This is a genomic window from Pseudomonas sp. GW823-FHT05G12, assembly GCF_058795575.1.
This window is the reverse complement of sequence record NZ_CM179501.1, coordinates 1329770-1343212: the sequence shown is the minus strand read 5'-3', so window position 1 is coordinate 1343212 and position 13443 is coordinate 1329770. Positions and strand designations below refer to the sequence as shown.

At 63.0% G+C, this 13443-nt stretch carries 12 protein-coding genes; 4 read left to right on the top strand and 8 right to left on the bottom strand.

Translation table 11 applies throughout. The annotated features are described in order from the left end of the window. The first annotated feature begins 79 nt into the window (after nt 1-79). Nucleotides 80-1687, top strand: a complete 1608-nt coding sequence (locus AC3RCM_RS06125; protein ID WP_019750617.1) for an NAD(P)/FAD-dependent oxidoreductase — start codon at nt 80-82, stop codon at nt 1685-1687. Nucleotides 1688-1964: 277 nt separating this feature from the next. Next, nucleotides 1965-3158 carry a Na+/H+ antiporter NhaA gene (nhaA, locus tag AC3RCM_RS06120; RefSeq protein WP_492629431.1) on the top strand — a complete coding sequence of 398 codons (1194 nt, stop codon included), beginning with the start codon at nt 1965-1967 and terminating at the stop codon, nt 3156-3158. Nucleotides 3159-3227: 69 nt separating this feature from the next. Here the strand turns inward: nhaA and AC3RCM_RS06115 are convergent, their stop codons facing one another. Continuing rightward, nucleotides 3228-3692: an outer membrane lipoprotein gene (locus AC3RCM_RS06115; protein WP_009684613.1), complete on the bottom strand. Its 465-nt coding sequence runs from the start codon at nt 3690-3692 to the stop codon at nt 3228-3230. Nucleotides 3693-3839: 147 nt separating this feature from the next. Here AC3RCM_RS06115 and AC3RCM_RS06110 point away from each other — a divergent pair, with 147 nt between their 5' ends. Then, nucleotides 3840-4073 (top strand): hypothetical protein, encoded by a 234-nt coding sequence (locus tag AC3RCM_RS06110; protein ID WP_014860076.1) that lies wholly within the window; start codon nt 3840-3842, stop codon nt 4071-4073. Between the two features lie 39 nt (nt 4074-4112). Here AC3RCM_RS06110 and pdxH read toward each other — a convergent pair whose 3' ends face one another. The 5 genes from pdxH to dinG all read right to left on the bottom strand — a co-directional run bounded on the left by pdxH (nt 4113) and on the right by dinG (nt 11594). After that, a complete protein-coding gene (gene pdxH / locus AC3RCM_RS06105) occupies nt 4113-4760 on the bottom strand; it encodes a pyridoxamine 5'-phosphate oxidase (RefSeq protein ID WP_064492950.1) in 648 nt (215 codons plus the stop codon). Between the two features lie 19 nt (nt 4761-4779). After that, entirely contained in the window at nt 4780-5757 is a 978-nt protein-coding gene (locus AC3RCM_RS06100; RefSeq protein WP_064492951.1) for an OmpA family protein, read from the bottom strand. Nucleotides 5758-5856: 99 nt separating this feature from the next. Then, nucleotides 5857-7002 (bottom strand): EstA family serine hydrolase, encoded by a 1146-nt coding sequence (locus tag AC3RCM_RS06095; protein WP_010952288.1) that lies wholly within the window; start codon nt 7000-7002, stop codon nt 5857-5859. A gap of 133 nt (nt 7003-7135) precedes the next feature. Next, a complete protein-coding gene (locus AC3RCM_RS06090; protein ID WP_492629430.1) occupies nt 7136-9370 on the bottom strand; it encodes a beta-galactosidase in 2235 nt (744 codons plus the stop codon). Nucleotides 9371-9449: 79 nt separating this feature from the next. Then, nucleotides 9450-11594 (bottom strand): ATP-dependent DNA helicase DinG, encoded by a 2145-nt coding sequence (gene dinG / locus AC3RCM_RS06085; RefSeq protein WP_003254889.1) that lies wholly within the window; start codon nt 11592-11594, stop codon nt 9450-9452. Between the two features lie 98 nt (nt 11595-11692). Between dinG and AC3RCM_RS06080 the strand changes: the two genes are divergently transcribed. Further along, nucleotides 11693-12157 (top strand): CopD family protein, encoded by a 465-nt coding sequence (locus AC3RCM_RS06080; RefSeq protein ID WP_010952286.1) that lies wholly within the window; start codon nt 11693-11695, stop codon nt 12155-12157. A gap of 121 nt (nt 12158-12278) precedes the next feature. Here the strand turns inward: AC3RCM_RS06080 and AC3RCM_RS06075 are convergent, their stop codons facing one another. Beyond that, nucleotides 12279-12554 (bottom strand): DUF1145 domain-containing protein, encoded by a 276-nt coding sequence (locus tag AC3RCM_RS06075; RefSeq protein ID WP_064492953.1) that lies wholly within the window; start codon nt 12552-12554, stop codon nt 12279-12281. Nucleotides 12555-12652: 98 nt separating this feature from the next. Continuing rightward, nucleotides 12653-13372, bottom strand: a complete 720-nt coding sequence (locus AC3RCM_RS06070) for a PA1041 family peptidoglycan-binding anchor lipoprotein (RefSeq protein WP_049588526.1) — start codon at nt 13370-13372, stop codon at nt 12653-12655. Nucleotides 13373-13443: the final 71 nt, after the last annotated feature.

Below are 13443 nucleotides of genomic sequence, written 5' to 3'. Positions count from 1 at the left end.
GTCGGGGCGGCTAACAGCTTATACTTGGCGGTTTGTGTAAAGCCGCCGGCCGCCCATGGCCGGGATACTGGACCCTGCCATGCTACGAATCACCGAACTGAAGCTGCCCCTGGACCATCCCGACGAAGCGCTGCGCGAAGCCATCGTCCAGCGCCTGGGCATCCGCGACGAGCAACTGCTCAGCTTCAACCTGTTCAAGCGCAGCTACGATGCGCGCAAGAAGAACAGCGAACTGCTGTTCATCTACACCATCGATCTGGAAGCCAGCAACGAGGCCGAGCTGCTCAGCAAGTTCGCCGATGATCGCAACATCGGCCCGGCCCCAGACGTCACCTACAAGTTCGTCGGCCAGGCCCCGGCAGGCCTGCAGGAGCGCCCGATCGTGGTCGGTTTCGGCCCGTGCGGCATCTTTGCCGGCCTGTTGCTGGCACAAATGGGCTTCAAGCCGATCATCCTCGAACGTGGCAAGGAAGTGCGCCAGCGCACCAAGGACACCTGGGGCCTGTGGCGCAAGAGCGTGCTCAACCCCGAGTCCAACGTGCAGTTCGGCGAAGGCGGCGCCGGTACCTTCTCGGACGGCAAGCTGTATAGCCAGATCAAGGACCCGCAACACCACGGCCGCAAAGTGCTGGAAGAATTCGTCAAGGCCGGTGCGCCAGACGAAATCCTGTACATCAACAAGCCGCACATCGGCACCTTCCGCCTCACCGGCATGGTCGAACAGATGCGCCAGGACATGATCGCCCTGGGGGCCGAAGTGCGCTTCCAGGAGAAGGTCACCGACCTGTTGATCGAAGATGGCCAACTGACCGGTGTAGTGCTTGAAAGCGGCGAGCAGTTGCACTCGCGCCATGTGGTATTGGCCCTGGGCCACAGCGCCCGCGACACCTTCCGCATGCTGCACGCCAAAGGTGTCTACATGGAAGCCAAACCGTTCTCGGTGGGCTTCCGTATCGAGCACCCGCAAACGCTGATCGACAAGGCACGCCTGGGCAAGTACGCCGGCCACCCGAAACTGGGTGCCGCAGACTACAAGCTGGTGTACCACGCCAAGAATGGCCGCTCGGTATACAGCTTCTGCATGTGTCCGGGTGGCACCGTGGTCGCGGCCACCAGCGAACCAGGGCGAGTCGTCACCAACGGCATGAGCCAGTATTCGCGTAACGAGCGCAACGCCAACTCCGGCATCGTCGTCGGCATCGACCCCGAGCGCGACTACCCGGGTGGCCCGTTGGCCGGTATCGAACTGCAGGAGCGCCTGGAGGCGCACGCCTATGTAATGGGCGGCAGCAACTACCAGGCCCCGGCACAGCTGGTGGGTGATTTTGTCGCCGGCCGGCCCTCGACCGCACTGGGCAGTGTCGAGCCGTCCTACAAGCCGGGCGTGACCTTGGGTGACCTGGCGCCGAGCCTGCCGGACTTCGCCATCGAGGCGATCCGTGAGGCACTGCCGGCGTTCGACCGGCAGATCAAGGGCTATAACCTGCATGATGCGGTGTTGACCGGTATCGAGACGCGTACCTCTTCGCCACTGCGGATTACCCGCGGTGAGGATTACCAGAGCCTGAACCTCAAAGGGCTGTTCCCGGCGGGTGAAGGGGCCGGGTACGCGGGCGGGATCCTGTCAGCCGGTGTGGATGGCATTCGCATCGCCGAGGCAGTGGCGCGGGATATGCTCGGCCTCTGATGCTTTATCGACTGACAGGGCCTCTTCGCGGGTAAACCCGCTCCTACACGGAACAATGGCCCCCTGTAGGAGCGGGTTTACCCGCGAAAGGGCCCGGTCCGGCATCAGACTATTCCAGCACCTACTCCAGACTTCCCCTCCCCCATCCTTCCCCAAATCCATCTAGTCTTGCCCCAGGCCTGTCAGCAACAACATATAACAAAAACGAATATATCTTTTGTTTGAAAGCATATCTCTACAGGCTAGGGTGTACGCCCGCACCCTGCGTAAACTGCTCATGGAGGGCCTACAGCCCGTGCGTAGCCTGTTTACCCGTTTCTTCCAGCTCGAAGCCGCCAGCGGCCTGCTGCTGATCGCCGCCGCCGTTCTGGCCCTGATCATCAACAACTCGCCACTGTCCGACCTGTACGGCGGCTTGCTCGAGGTACCCGTCGCCGTCCAGGTCGGCGCGCTGAACATCGCCAAGCCATTGCTGCTGTGGATCAACGACGGCCTGATGGCCCTGTTCTTCCTGCTCATCGGCCTGGAGGTCAAACGCGAGGTGGTCGACGGTCACCTGTCCAAGCCCTCACAAGTGATTCTGCCTGCCACCGCAGCCGTGGGCGGCATGGTGGTGCCAGCGCTGATCTACTGGTTCATCAACCGTGACAATCCTGCGGCCGCGGCCGGTTGGGCGATCCCTACCGCCACCGACATCGCCTTCGCCCTCGGTGTCCTGGCCCTGCTCGGCAAACGCGTACCGGTGTCACTGAAGTTGTTCCTGATGACCCTGGCGATCATCGACGACCTGGGTGCGATCATTGTCATCGCCCTGTTCTACTCCGGCACCCTGTCGAGTGTGTCGCTGCTGCTGGCTGCGGCCTGTCTGCTGGTGCTGGTGGCGATGAACCGGCTTGGTGTGATCAAGCTTGGCCCGTATATGATCGTTGGCCTGATCCTGTGGGTCTGCGTGCTCAAGAGTGGCGTGCATGCCACCTTGGCTGGTGTCGCCCTGGCCTTTTGCATCCCGCTGCGTACACGCAATGCTGAATCGTCGCCGCTGCTGGCGCTGGAACACGCCCTGCAGCCCTGGGTGGCCTATGCCATCCTGCCAATTTTCGCCTTTGCCAATGCCGGCGTTTCGCTGGCAGGCATGACCGTAGACAGCTTCACCCACCCCGTGCCGATGGGCATCACGATCGGCCTGTTGCTGGGCAAGACAGTGGGGGTTTTCGGCCTGACCTGGGTGGCGGTCAAGCTGCGCCTGGCCGCGCTGCCTGCGGGCGCTGGTTGGGGGCAAATTCTGGGGGTGGCGATACTCTGCGGCATTGGCTTTACCATGAGCCTGTTCGTAGGCTCGCTCGCCTTCGCCCCGGGTAGCAGTGAGTACGCCGGCATGGACCGCATGGGCATTCTTACTGGTTCGTTCTTTGCCGCGGTGATCGGCTACGCCGTCACCGCAATGGCCAGCCGCAAAACCAGCATTGCCTGACTTGGCTGAGGCATGAAAAAACCCCGACTGGCATCAGCCATGTCGGGGTTTTGTTTGACTGCGCTACGGTCAGTGCGAAACGCGGCTGGTACCGTCAACTGTCATGATGCGCACGCGGTCGCCAACGCGGAAGATTTCGTTCTCCTGCACGGCCTGCACATAAGCGCGCATGCTGCCATCATCTTCACGAACGGTAATTTCGACACCTTGGGTACGGGTCAGGCCTTCTTCTGCTGCGGAGCCGGCCAAGCCACCGGCCACGGCACCGATCACGGCAGCCACGATGCTGCCACGGCCACCGCCCACGGCGCTGCCGGCTACGCCACCCACGATGGCACCGGCACCGCCGCCAATCGGGGTCTTGGTGCCCTCGATCTTGACCGGACGCAGGGATTCGATGGTACCCATACGCACGGTTTGCACGCGGCGGGCTTCGTCACGAGAGTAGCTGTCACCGGTCAGGCTCGAGGCACAGCCCCCCAGCAGCAGCGACATGGTGGTAAAGGTCGCCACCAGCAAAGCGGATTTACGCATGGGTAAAGTCTCCATAAGTCAGGTGCTCATTAGACGCTGCACATTGACGGCTGTCACGGTACAAACGTAATAAAATTGTTTTCATTCAGCCGGGGTACAGCCTGCCGGGCTGTGTCGAAGGCCTTTCAAGTGAGACCAAGAATAGCCATGGATTACTTCATCGTCGTGGTCACCACCGTTGCGGGACTGTATTTCCACTGGTGGCTGTATGTGCGCATGCGCCGCTGGATGGACCGCGACCTGGCGTTGTCGCTGGCAGGGGCCGATCCTGAAAAACGCGCGTTCATGCTGGAAAGGTTGGCGCAGGCGCGGCAGGAGAAGGTGGGGCGTAAGCAACTGGCGGGGTGGTTGGAGCGCGAGGCGGCAGGTTATCCGGGGTAGCTTGATCAATGGCTGGGGCCGCTTGGCGGCCCCGGTTGCTCAGGGCGCCAGCCGCTCTCGCAGCCACTGCCCATCCACCAGTCGATAGTTCAACCGGTCATGCAGACGGCTTGGCCGCCCCTGCCAGAACTCGATGCGCTCAGGCAACAACCGGTACCCCCCCCAATGCTCAGGGCAGTGCGGCTGGGTGTCGGAGAAACGCGCTTCGGTGGCCTTTACCAGGCTCTCCAACTCTTCGCGCCCGGCAATCACGCGGCTCTGTGGCGAAGCCCAGGCCCCCAGGCGACTGCCCAGCGGGCGCACCTGGTAGTAGGCATCCGACTCCTGCGCCGTGACCTTCTGCACCCGGCCCTCGATCCGCACCTGACGCTCCAGCGCAGGCCAGAAGAAGGTCATTGCCGCAAAGGGGTTGGCTTGCAGTTGCTGACCCTTGGCGCTGTCGTAGTTGGTGAAGAAGGTGAAACCCTGCTCGTCGAGCCCCTTCAACAGCAATACACGGCAATGCGGGCGACCTTCGCCGTCCACGGTGGCCAAGGTCATGGCGTTGGCTTCCACCGGTACCTGCTCGGTTTTCACCGCATCGGCGAACCACTGGTGGAACAGGGCGAACGGCTCCCCTGGTGCCTGGGCTTCGGCCAGGCCATCACGGGTGTAATCGCGGCGCATATCGGCCAGGGATTGGGTCATTACTGCGGTTCCTTGACGATCAGTTGGTCTTCGCAGGGCTGTTGGCAGCTACTTTCTTGTCAACGGCAGCTTTCTTGGCTGCAGGCTTGGCCGGCGCAGCTTTTTTCTTGGCTGCAGTCTTCGCAGGCGTTTTGGCCTTGGCTACCGGTTTCTTCGCCGCAGCCTTGACGGCCGGTTTGCTGCCAGCGGCCTTGGCGGCTGGTGCCTTGGCATCCTGCACCGCCACCATCGAGGCCGGGGCGGGTGCCGGGGCGGCCTGCTGGTACTTGGCCAGCAGCGCGACCATGGTGTTTTGCGGAGTCAGCAACATCTCCACGCGGCGGTTCAGGGCGCGCCCCTCGGCACTGTCGTTGGCAGCGCGCGGCATCACCGAACCCATGCCCTTGAGGGTCAGGCGGTCACGCTGCAGGCCGCTGAGGCGGAAGATGGCCGATACCGAAGCGGCGCGCTCCAGGCTGAGCTTCTGGTTGGCAACGGCGGCGCCGCTGCTGTCGGCATGGCCCAGTACCAGCACGGCAGTCTTGGGGTCGCCTTCGACAGTCTTGGCAACGCGGGTAATCGGGCCCAGGGACATGGGCAGCAACATGTTCGGACGATCAGGATTGTACGAGCTGTCCACCGGCAGGGTTACCGCCAGCACGTTGTCACGACGCTCCAGCTCCAGCTTGCTGTCCTTGATCGCTTCGCGCAGCTTGGGCTCGTATTCGTCCAGCCAGGCCTGCGTGGCCTTCTGATCGATCTTCGGTACCACCGGCCCCTTGGCTTGCTTGTCGTCACCGCCAAACGGCCACCACCAGCGGCTGGAGCTTTCCGATTTGGCATCGGCTTTGGCCACGTTTTCAGTGACGGCTGACTTCACTTCCTGCTCGGCAACCTTGTCCGAACCGAAAGGCCACCAGCTGGAGCCACCTTCCTTGGAGCCGTCCGGGGAGTGGCTGGCGCAGCCGGTAACGGCGGTCAGGCACAGGGCGAGTGCTAAGGTTTTATGTGAAGACATCAGCGATACACCATGAAATAGAAAGATATTTTGCCTACGAACTTCAGGCGTTGGCATTGAGAATAGTCAAAGGGGGGTGGCAATACCCGCATTACCCGATCAAAGGCAACTGGCAAGGACGCGTACCAGTTTCTGGGCGCGTGGGTCCATCAGCACATAAGGGCCGAGGGTATTGACCACAAAACCGAAGGCCACATCGTACTCCGGGTCGGCAAAACCGACCGAACCACCGGCACCAGGGTGGCCAAAGGCGCGGGCGCCGAGACCAAAGGTGGCATTGGCCACATCGGGCTGGTCGAGCATGCAGCCCAGGCCGAAACGGGTCTGGGTGAGCAAGGTACGGTCCTGGCCAAGGCTATGCTCGCGGGTCAGCTCATCGAGCAGTTCGGATTCAAGCAGGCTGCCGTCCAGCAGCCCGGCATAGAACCCCGCCAGGCTGCGTGCGTTGCCATGGCCATTGGCCGCTGGCTGCTGCATGCGACGCCATTCCGGTTTGTTGGTGCTGGTCAGTATCGCGGGCGGATTGGTAAAGGCACGGGTTGACAGTGCCTCAGGCTCGCGCATGGTCACCTGCAGCAAGCGTTGCGCTGCACTGTCTCCAGCATTGCCCTTGCCCCTGGCGATATGCGCCACGCGGTGGAACTCTTCGTCGGCCAGGCCAACATGGAAATCCAGGCCCAATGGGCGGGCGGTGCGGGCCACGATCGAGTCGCCAGGGCCACGGCCGTCGGCACGGCGAATCAGCTCGCCGATCAGCCAGCCAAAGGTGATGGCGGCATAGCCGTGTTCTGTGCCTGGCGTCCACCACGGAGTCTCGGCTGCCAGGGCATCGACCATGATCTGCCAGTCATACAAGGCTTCAGCCGGCAGCAGCTCACGAATGGCCGGCAAGCCGGCACGGTGGCTGAGTAGCTGACGCAAGGTGATCGACTGCTTACCCGCCTGGGCGAACTCGGGCCAGTAGTTGGCCACCGGGGCATCGAGGGCCAGCTTGCCCTCGCCGACCAGCTGCAGGGCGGTAACGGCCGCGAAGGTCTTGGTGCAGGAGAACAAGTTGGCGATGGTATCGCTGTGCCAGGCCTGCTGGCCGTCCTTGTCGGCACTGCCGGCCCACAGGTCAACGACGGTTTCGCCACCCACCTGGATGCACAGCGCGGCGCCACGCTCCTGGGGATCATCGAACAGTGCGGCAAAAGCTTCGCGCACAGCTTCGAACTTCAGCTCATAGTGACCCTGGATCTGCACCCGCTGCTCTCCGTACGACCATATCCAAAAAGGTGTGCATTGTTTCAGTAGTTGGGTGTTTTGCAAACAGGCTTGGGCCAAGTGGTCGCGACACAAGGCCGCTCTCACCTGGGTTGACTGCATCCGCCTGATCTCAGGGGGCCGGTTTTTCCAGCTCGGCACGCAGTTGGTTCATGGTCTGCAGATTGCTTTTGCGCACGGCATCGACAAACCCTGGATAGGGCATATCGGTAATCGCCACCAGCCCGAGGTGGCCGTTCTCACCATCTAGCAGGCGACCGCTGGCCGGTTGGTCGAGGTACTGGAACCAGTGCGCGCCAACGATCATCGGCTGCGCCATGGCGGCCTTGAGGAAGTTTGCATAGGCCGGGCCGCGATCCTCTTCCCGCGCCAGCTCCAATGGCCCCGGCCAGAACGGCCCGCGATCACGCGAGCCGAACTGGAACTCGGACACCAGCACCGGCTTGTCCAGCTCTGCCAGGCGAGCAAAGTCGTAGCCGTCCTGTGGCTTGAGGGTATAGAAGTTGAAGCTCAGTACATCGCAGAACTCGGCACAGGCCTTGACCGCTTCCGGCGTACTAACTGCATAGCGGCCACCCAGGAGCATGTGATTGGGCGCATGCCATTTCAACGAATCGGAAATGGTCTTGAAGTAGGTCTCGGCAAATACCCGCTGGAAGTGCTGGTAGTCACGTTCGATTTCCGGGTGCTCCGGGTCAGGCAACGGCGCCTCGAAGCCAGGATCTTCCATGAGTTCCCAGGCGGTCAGTTCGATGCCCCAGGCCTTGGACAACCCTTCCTGGTTGCGATACTTGTCGCGCAACTGCTTGAGGAATGCGCGTTTGGCTGGCACGTCGGTGGTCAGGCGCAAGGTGCCGTAGGCCAGGCCATAACGGCTCTTGGGGTCGCTTCCAGGGGCGGCCCAGGCCAGTTCGTTATCGGCGAAGTAGCCGATGAGCCAAGGGTCGTCACGGTGATCACGAGCGGCGATGGCCACGGCACGCTCGGTGGCCATGGCAAAGCGCGGGTCGAACGGGTCGGGCATGCGGCCCCACCAGTCCATGCCAGTGCTGATGCTGGCGTAGTCGCCTACGATCGACAGCGGCAAGGTATACGGCATGCGTCTGGCTTGGCCAAGCGCCGGCTCGCTCCAGTTGCCAACGGTGTTGAACCCCCAGGCCTGAAGGCGGTCAAGCGCATGCGCCTTCCAGCGGTCGGCATCCAGCACCGGCGGCGCGCAATCGGCTGGCTGGCCCTCCACTGCGGGCCGGCAGGGTTTGCCATAGGTACGCTGCAGGTTGGCGGCGTAGAAGTCGAACCAGCGCCCCTGCTTGAAATTGCGCCCTTGCGACGAGGCATTGCCATCGTCGTTGTTGCTTTCGCCATAGAACGCGGCCAGTGCATCGCCCTCAGCGGGCAACGCCTTGAACATGCCTTCGCGCCCGGCGACATAGGTACGCCCGCCGTCTGCCGCCACGGCGTTCACCCCCAGGGAATAGAACGGGTGCCCATCCGGCGTTACCAGGTACCAGCGGCCATCACGCTTTTCAGTGCGAAAGAAACCCTTGGCTGCAAAGGCCGGCCCGCCCACCAGGCCACCGTAAGCGTCCAGCTGCAGCTTGCCGCGCTCTGCCAACCAGCCCTTGAGCTGTTGCTGTTCACGGGTATCGGCCGCCTTGAGCTGCTCGTCACTGGATACCTTCTCGGGCCAGTTACCGCGAGTCGACTGGCCATAAGCATCAATCAGCTCGTGGTAGGCCGCCCTGTACGCCTGGTCGTCATCCTGGATACCGACACGCTCGATCAGCAGGCTCTGCGCCACCTTGGGGCTGGGGATGCTCAGGCTGACCGAGGTCACCTGCTTGAGGTCGACTGCACCGGCGCTGCTGGTCAAAAGGAGGCGCTGACCACCATGGTTCCAGGGCATCGGCGGGCCGGCGCGCATGCCCTGGTCCAGCGGCGAATTGGCCGTCAGGGGCACCATCACGGTTTGCGCGGGGCCAGCGGGCAGGTCGATACGGCTGGTCAAGACGCGGCCATCGCTGCCTTGCACTGTGACATCCACGGTCAATGCCCAATCCATGGCACTTTGCAGGCGCAAGGTCAGGAACTGCCCGGCGGACCAGTCCCACACCCCGGTCTGCGGGCTCAGGCGCAGGGTCGGCTGCTGGGCCGGGTTGAACACCACACGCCGCAACACCTCGCCCTCGGCCGTTTGTTCCGCGTTGTACTGCGGCATGCCGGCATCCACCGTCGCCACATTGACCACCGAAGCCGGGCGCACGAAGCTGAACAGCGTTTGCTGCCCGGCCAGCAAGGGCGAACTGCACAACAAGGCGAATACGGCGGGCAGGGTGCGGCGGATCATAAGGCTGGGGCTCTCCTTCAGGACCCTGATGGGCCCAAGACGAGTAATGGACAATGCGCCGGCGCAAGTGCTCCGGCGGTCAGGAAATTTCCCGCCGGAACGGCGGCAGCGCATTGAGAATAGCCTTGCCGTAGCGCTGCGTGACCAAGCGCCGGTCAAGCAAGGTGATAACGCCGCGATCCTGCTCGGTACGCAGAAGGCGGCCGCAGGCCTGGATCAGCTTCAACGAGGCGTCAGGCACGGCAATTTCCATGAAAGGGTTGCCGCCACGTGCCTCGATCCACTCGGCCAGCGCAGCTTCGACCGGGTCGTCGGGCACAGCAAAGGGAATCTTGGCGATGACCACGTGCTCGCAATACGCGCCCGGCAGGTCGACACCCTCGGCAAAGCTGGCCAGGCCGAACAGCACGCTGTGCTGGCCATCGTCGACCCGCGCCTTGTGCTTGTTCAGTGTTTCCTGCTTTGAAAGGTTGCCCTGGATGAGCACCAGCTTGCGCCAGTCACGGTCCAGACCGTCAAACACATCCTGCATCTGCTTGCGTGACGAGAACAACACCAGCGCGCCACGGGCATCTTCGACGATGTTCGGCAGTTCGCGGATGATCGCCGCGGTGTGCGCTGCTGCATCGCGTGGGTCGGCCTGCAGGTCGGGGACCCGCAACAGGCCGGCATCGCCATGCACGAACGGGCTGGGCACCACGCAGGTGACCGCGTCGCGCGGCAACCCCGAACGCATGCGGAAACGGTCGAACTTGCCCAGCGCGGTCAATGTCGCCGAGGTCACCAGCGCGCCGTGGGCCACGCTCCACAGGCTGCGCCGCAGCATATCGGCGGCGAGGATGGGGCTGGCGTTGACTTCGATGTCGAACAGCGCGCCACTTTCGGCCAAGGTCAGCCAGCGCGCCATGGGCGGGCTGTCTTCCGGGTCTTCGGCGGTGAAGGCCGTCCACAGCTCCCAGTTACCCTGGGCACGGGTGACCAGGCTGCCGAATAGCGGATACCACTCTTCAGCCTGATGGCTGGCGATGCCGATATTGACCTCGCCGTCCATGCCTTCCTTGAGCAGGTCAGCCAGGCGGGTGAACAGATCGTTGAGGCGGGCAAAGCCCTTTTTCAGTTCGATGCCCACTTCACGAATCTGCTCCGGCACCACCCCACCCTCGAAACGGTAACGCGGGCGCTCACGGCCTTCGGTGTCCTCGCTGGGACGGAAGTCAGCCACCTGTTCACAAAGGGTGAACATGAACTGCTGCTGGGTGCGTACTTCTCGCGCCAGCTCCGGCACCTGCTCGATGTACTTGCCCAGGTCGCCAGGCAGCGGATGCTGGGCCAGCAATTTGGTCAGGTTCTTGGCGGTCTGCTCCAGCCAGTCGGCGGTGGAACGCAGCCGCGAATAGTGGGCGAAATGGCCGATGGCCTTGTCTGGCAGATGATGGCCTTCGTCGAACACGTACATGGTATCGCGCGGGTCGGGTAACACCGCACCGCCACCCAGGGCGAGGTCGGCCAGGACCATGTCGTGGTTGGTGACGATCACATCGACCTTGCCCATGCCTTCGCGGGCCTTATAGAACACGCACTGCTGGAAGTTGGGGCAGTGGCGGCCGGTGCACTGGCTGTGGTCGGTGGTCAGGCGTGCCCAGTCCTGGTCTTCCAGGGCCTCTGGCCAGCTGTCACGGTCACCGTCCCAGCGGTTGCCGGCAAGCTTCTCGATCATGCTGTTGAACAGCTTCTGGCTGCGCTCGTCGACTTCGATGCGGAAGCCTTCTTCCTCGAACAACTGAGCTGTGGCTGACTGGGCGTGGCCTTCCTGCAACAGGATGTCGAGCTTGGACAGGCACAGATAGCGGCCACGGCCCTTGGCCAGGGCGAAGCTGAAGTTGAGGCCGCTGCTGCGCATCAGGTCGGGAAGGTCCTTGAAGACGATCTGTTCCTGCAGGGCCACGGTGGCCGTCGCGATCACCAGGCGTTTGCCGGCGGCCTTGGCCGCCGGGATGGCTGCCAGGCTGTAGGCTACCGTCTTGCCGGTACCGGTGCCCGCTTCCACGGCCACCACGGCAGGCTCGCCGGCGCGGCGGCCTTCATCGTCGCAGGCAATGTCGCCAAGCACCTTGGCCACTTCGGCGATCATCAGGCGCTGGCCATAGCGCGGCTTGAGGCTCTTGGCTTCGAGAAAACGCGAATAGGCGCCCTGGATAGTGGCTTTGAGTTCGTTGCTGATCATGGTCTGCAGGCGCCCGAAGGGCTGGATATATTTTCAGTGTTTCACATGGGGCGGCTATCATACCCCGCTATTGCCCTTTCTGCCGCATGGAGATCCGAATGCTCGCCTTTGCCCTGCCCTACACACTGCATGTTCTGGCCGCACTCGTATGGGTCGGCGGCATGTTCTTCGCCTGGCTGGTGCTGCGCCCGGCAACGGTTGCAGCCCTTGAAGGGCCTGCCCGCCTGCGCTTGTGGGTGGAAGTTTTCCGACGCTTCTTCGGCTGGGTCTGGCTGGCGGTGGCGATTTTGGCGATAAGTGGTATCGGCATGTTGCACATGCGCTTCAGCGGTTTCGAGACGGCGCCCAGGTACGTGCACGTGATGATCGGTGGCGGGATCGCCATGTTTGCCTTGTTCATGCGCATTCAGGCGTTGCTGCTGCCGGAATTGAAGGCAGCGGTGCAGGCCGAGGACTGGCCGACGGGGGCGGCGGTACTGGGGCGCATTCGGCGGATGGTGGGGGTCAATCTGCTGCTGGGGCTGGCCGTCGTTGCGGTGGCCAGTTCGCGACTGGTGATCTGACAGGCGCTGCGTGCAAACAGCAGTGAAGCAGGTGCCACGATGGATGGCACCGGCGTTGCCAGTGTTCGCGGGCAAGCCCACTCCTGCAAGGGATCGCAGCGAGAATTAGTACGCGGCAAGATCAGTTCACCCGCGGCGCCTCCCGCGGACGGGGAATGGACATGACATGAAAGATTCCCGTCAACAGGATTTGCAAACGGTCAAACCAACGGTGACTGCGCCCGCGCAGGCTGCGATTGAAGAACAGCATTTCAAGCAGGTGCAGGCCAAACAAGACGATGCCTGCGGCATTGATCAGCAGATTGAAGGGCAAGGGTTGTGGCATCAGCTGATTGAACAGCACCACCCCCCAGAAAGCGACCGTCAGGACCTTGCCCAGGCCCAGGATGAACTTCATACCACGCCCCTATAGATGGTTGTCATGTCGAGGTGGCCTGATCGAGCAAACCGTGCGAACAACATTAACGGCAATGCCCAGGCAAGCGCCAGCAACACTCAGTTGAGGTGCAGCTCCACCCGTCGGTTGCGCGCGCGGCCCTCCTCGGTTTCGTTGTCGGTAACCGGTTCGCTTTCCCCACGGCCCTGGCTGGTGACCTTGCCCATCTCCAGGCCCTGGCCGATCAGGTACTCGGCAACGCTGCTGGCGCGGCGTTCGGAAAGTGCCTGGTTGTAGCTGTCGGAGCCCACACTGTCGGTGTGTCCGATCACACGAACCTTGGCCACCGTCGGTGAATTGAGCTTCTCCACCAGGCCTTGCAGGCGTTGCTGGGCCGCCGGCGTCAGTTCGGCGGAGTCGAAGGCGAACATCACCGCGCCGTTGTCATCGAGGGTGATCACCTCTGGCGAGGGTTCGGGTGCACTGGCAGGTGGCGCGGCCGGGTACTGTTTCAGTGGGCAACCCATGTGGTCGACCGCCGTGTTGGCCGGGGTCTCGGGGCAGTGATCGCGCCGGTCGAAAATGCCGTCACCATCTTCGTCACCGTCCTGGGCGTAACAAATCAGCCCGCCGGCGATGGCGCCCAAGGCGCCACCACCGGCAGCCCAGGAAGAACTCTCGATGGCACCAAGGCCACCACCGACCAAGCCGCCCAGCAGGCTGCAGATGGGCCAGGTCCTTTGATTGAGGGGCGCGCTGCCATCGCTGTGCGTAGCGCAGCCCGTGAGCAGGCTGGCAGCCACCAACAGCGGCAAAGCCGCCTTCGACGTCACACTCATGCTGAATGCTCCTGTGTCATTGGCCACAAACGGCTGGCCGGCATGAAGACGCGCCCGTGCCACTGCTCGAG

Bases quoted from the DNA above. Each gene is read 5' to 3' on its own strand.
- AC3RCM_RS06110 (WP_014860076.1), top strand. From the start codon at position 3,840: ATGGATTACTTCATCGTCGTGGTCACCACCGTTGCGGGACTGTATTTC.
- AC3RCM_RS06125 (WP_019750617.1), top strand. From the start codon at position 80: ATGCTACGAATCACCGAACTGAAGCTGCCCCTGGACCATCCCGACGAA.
- AC3RCM_RS06075 (WP_064492953.1), bottom strand. From the start codon at position 12,554: ATGAAGTTCATCCTGGGCCTGGGCAAGGTCCTGACGGTCGCTTTCTGG.
- AC3RCM_RS06080 (WP_010952286.1), top strand. From the start codon at position 11,693: ATGCTCGCCTTTGCCCTGCCCTACACACTGCATGTTCTGGCCGCACTC.
- dinG (WP_003254889.1), bottom strand. From the start codon at position 11,594: ATGATCAGCAACGAACTCAAAGCCACTATCCAGGGCGCCTATTCGCGT.
- pdxH (WP_064492950.1), bottom strand. From the start codon at position 4,760: ATGACCCAATCCCTGGCCGATATGCGCCGCGATTACACCCGTGATGGC.
- AC3RCM_RS06100 (WP_064492951.1), bottom strand. From the start codon at position 5,757: ATGTCTTCACATAAAACCTTAGCACTCGCCCTGTGCCTGACCGCCGTT.
- AC3RCM_RS06115 (WP_009684613.1), bottom strand. From the start codon at position 3,692: ATGCGTAAATCCGCTTTGCTGGTGGCGACCTTTACCACCATGTCGCTG.
- AC3RCM_RS06090 (WP_492629430.1), bottom strand. From the start codon at position 9,370: ATGATCCGCCGCACCCTGCCCGCCGTATTCGCCTTGTTGTGCAGTTCG.
- nhaA (WP_492629431.1), top strand. From the start codon at position 1,965: ATGGAGGGCCTACAGCCCGTGCGTAGCCTGTTTACCCGTTTCTTCCAG.
- AC3RCM_RS06070 (WP_049588526.1), bottom strand. From the start codon at position 13,372: ATGAGTGTGACGTCGAAGGCGGCTTTGCCGCTGTTGGTGGCTGCCAGC.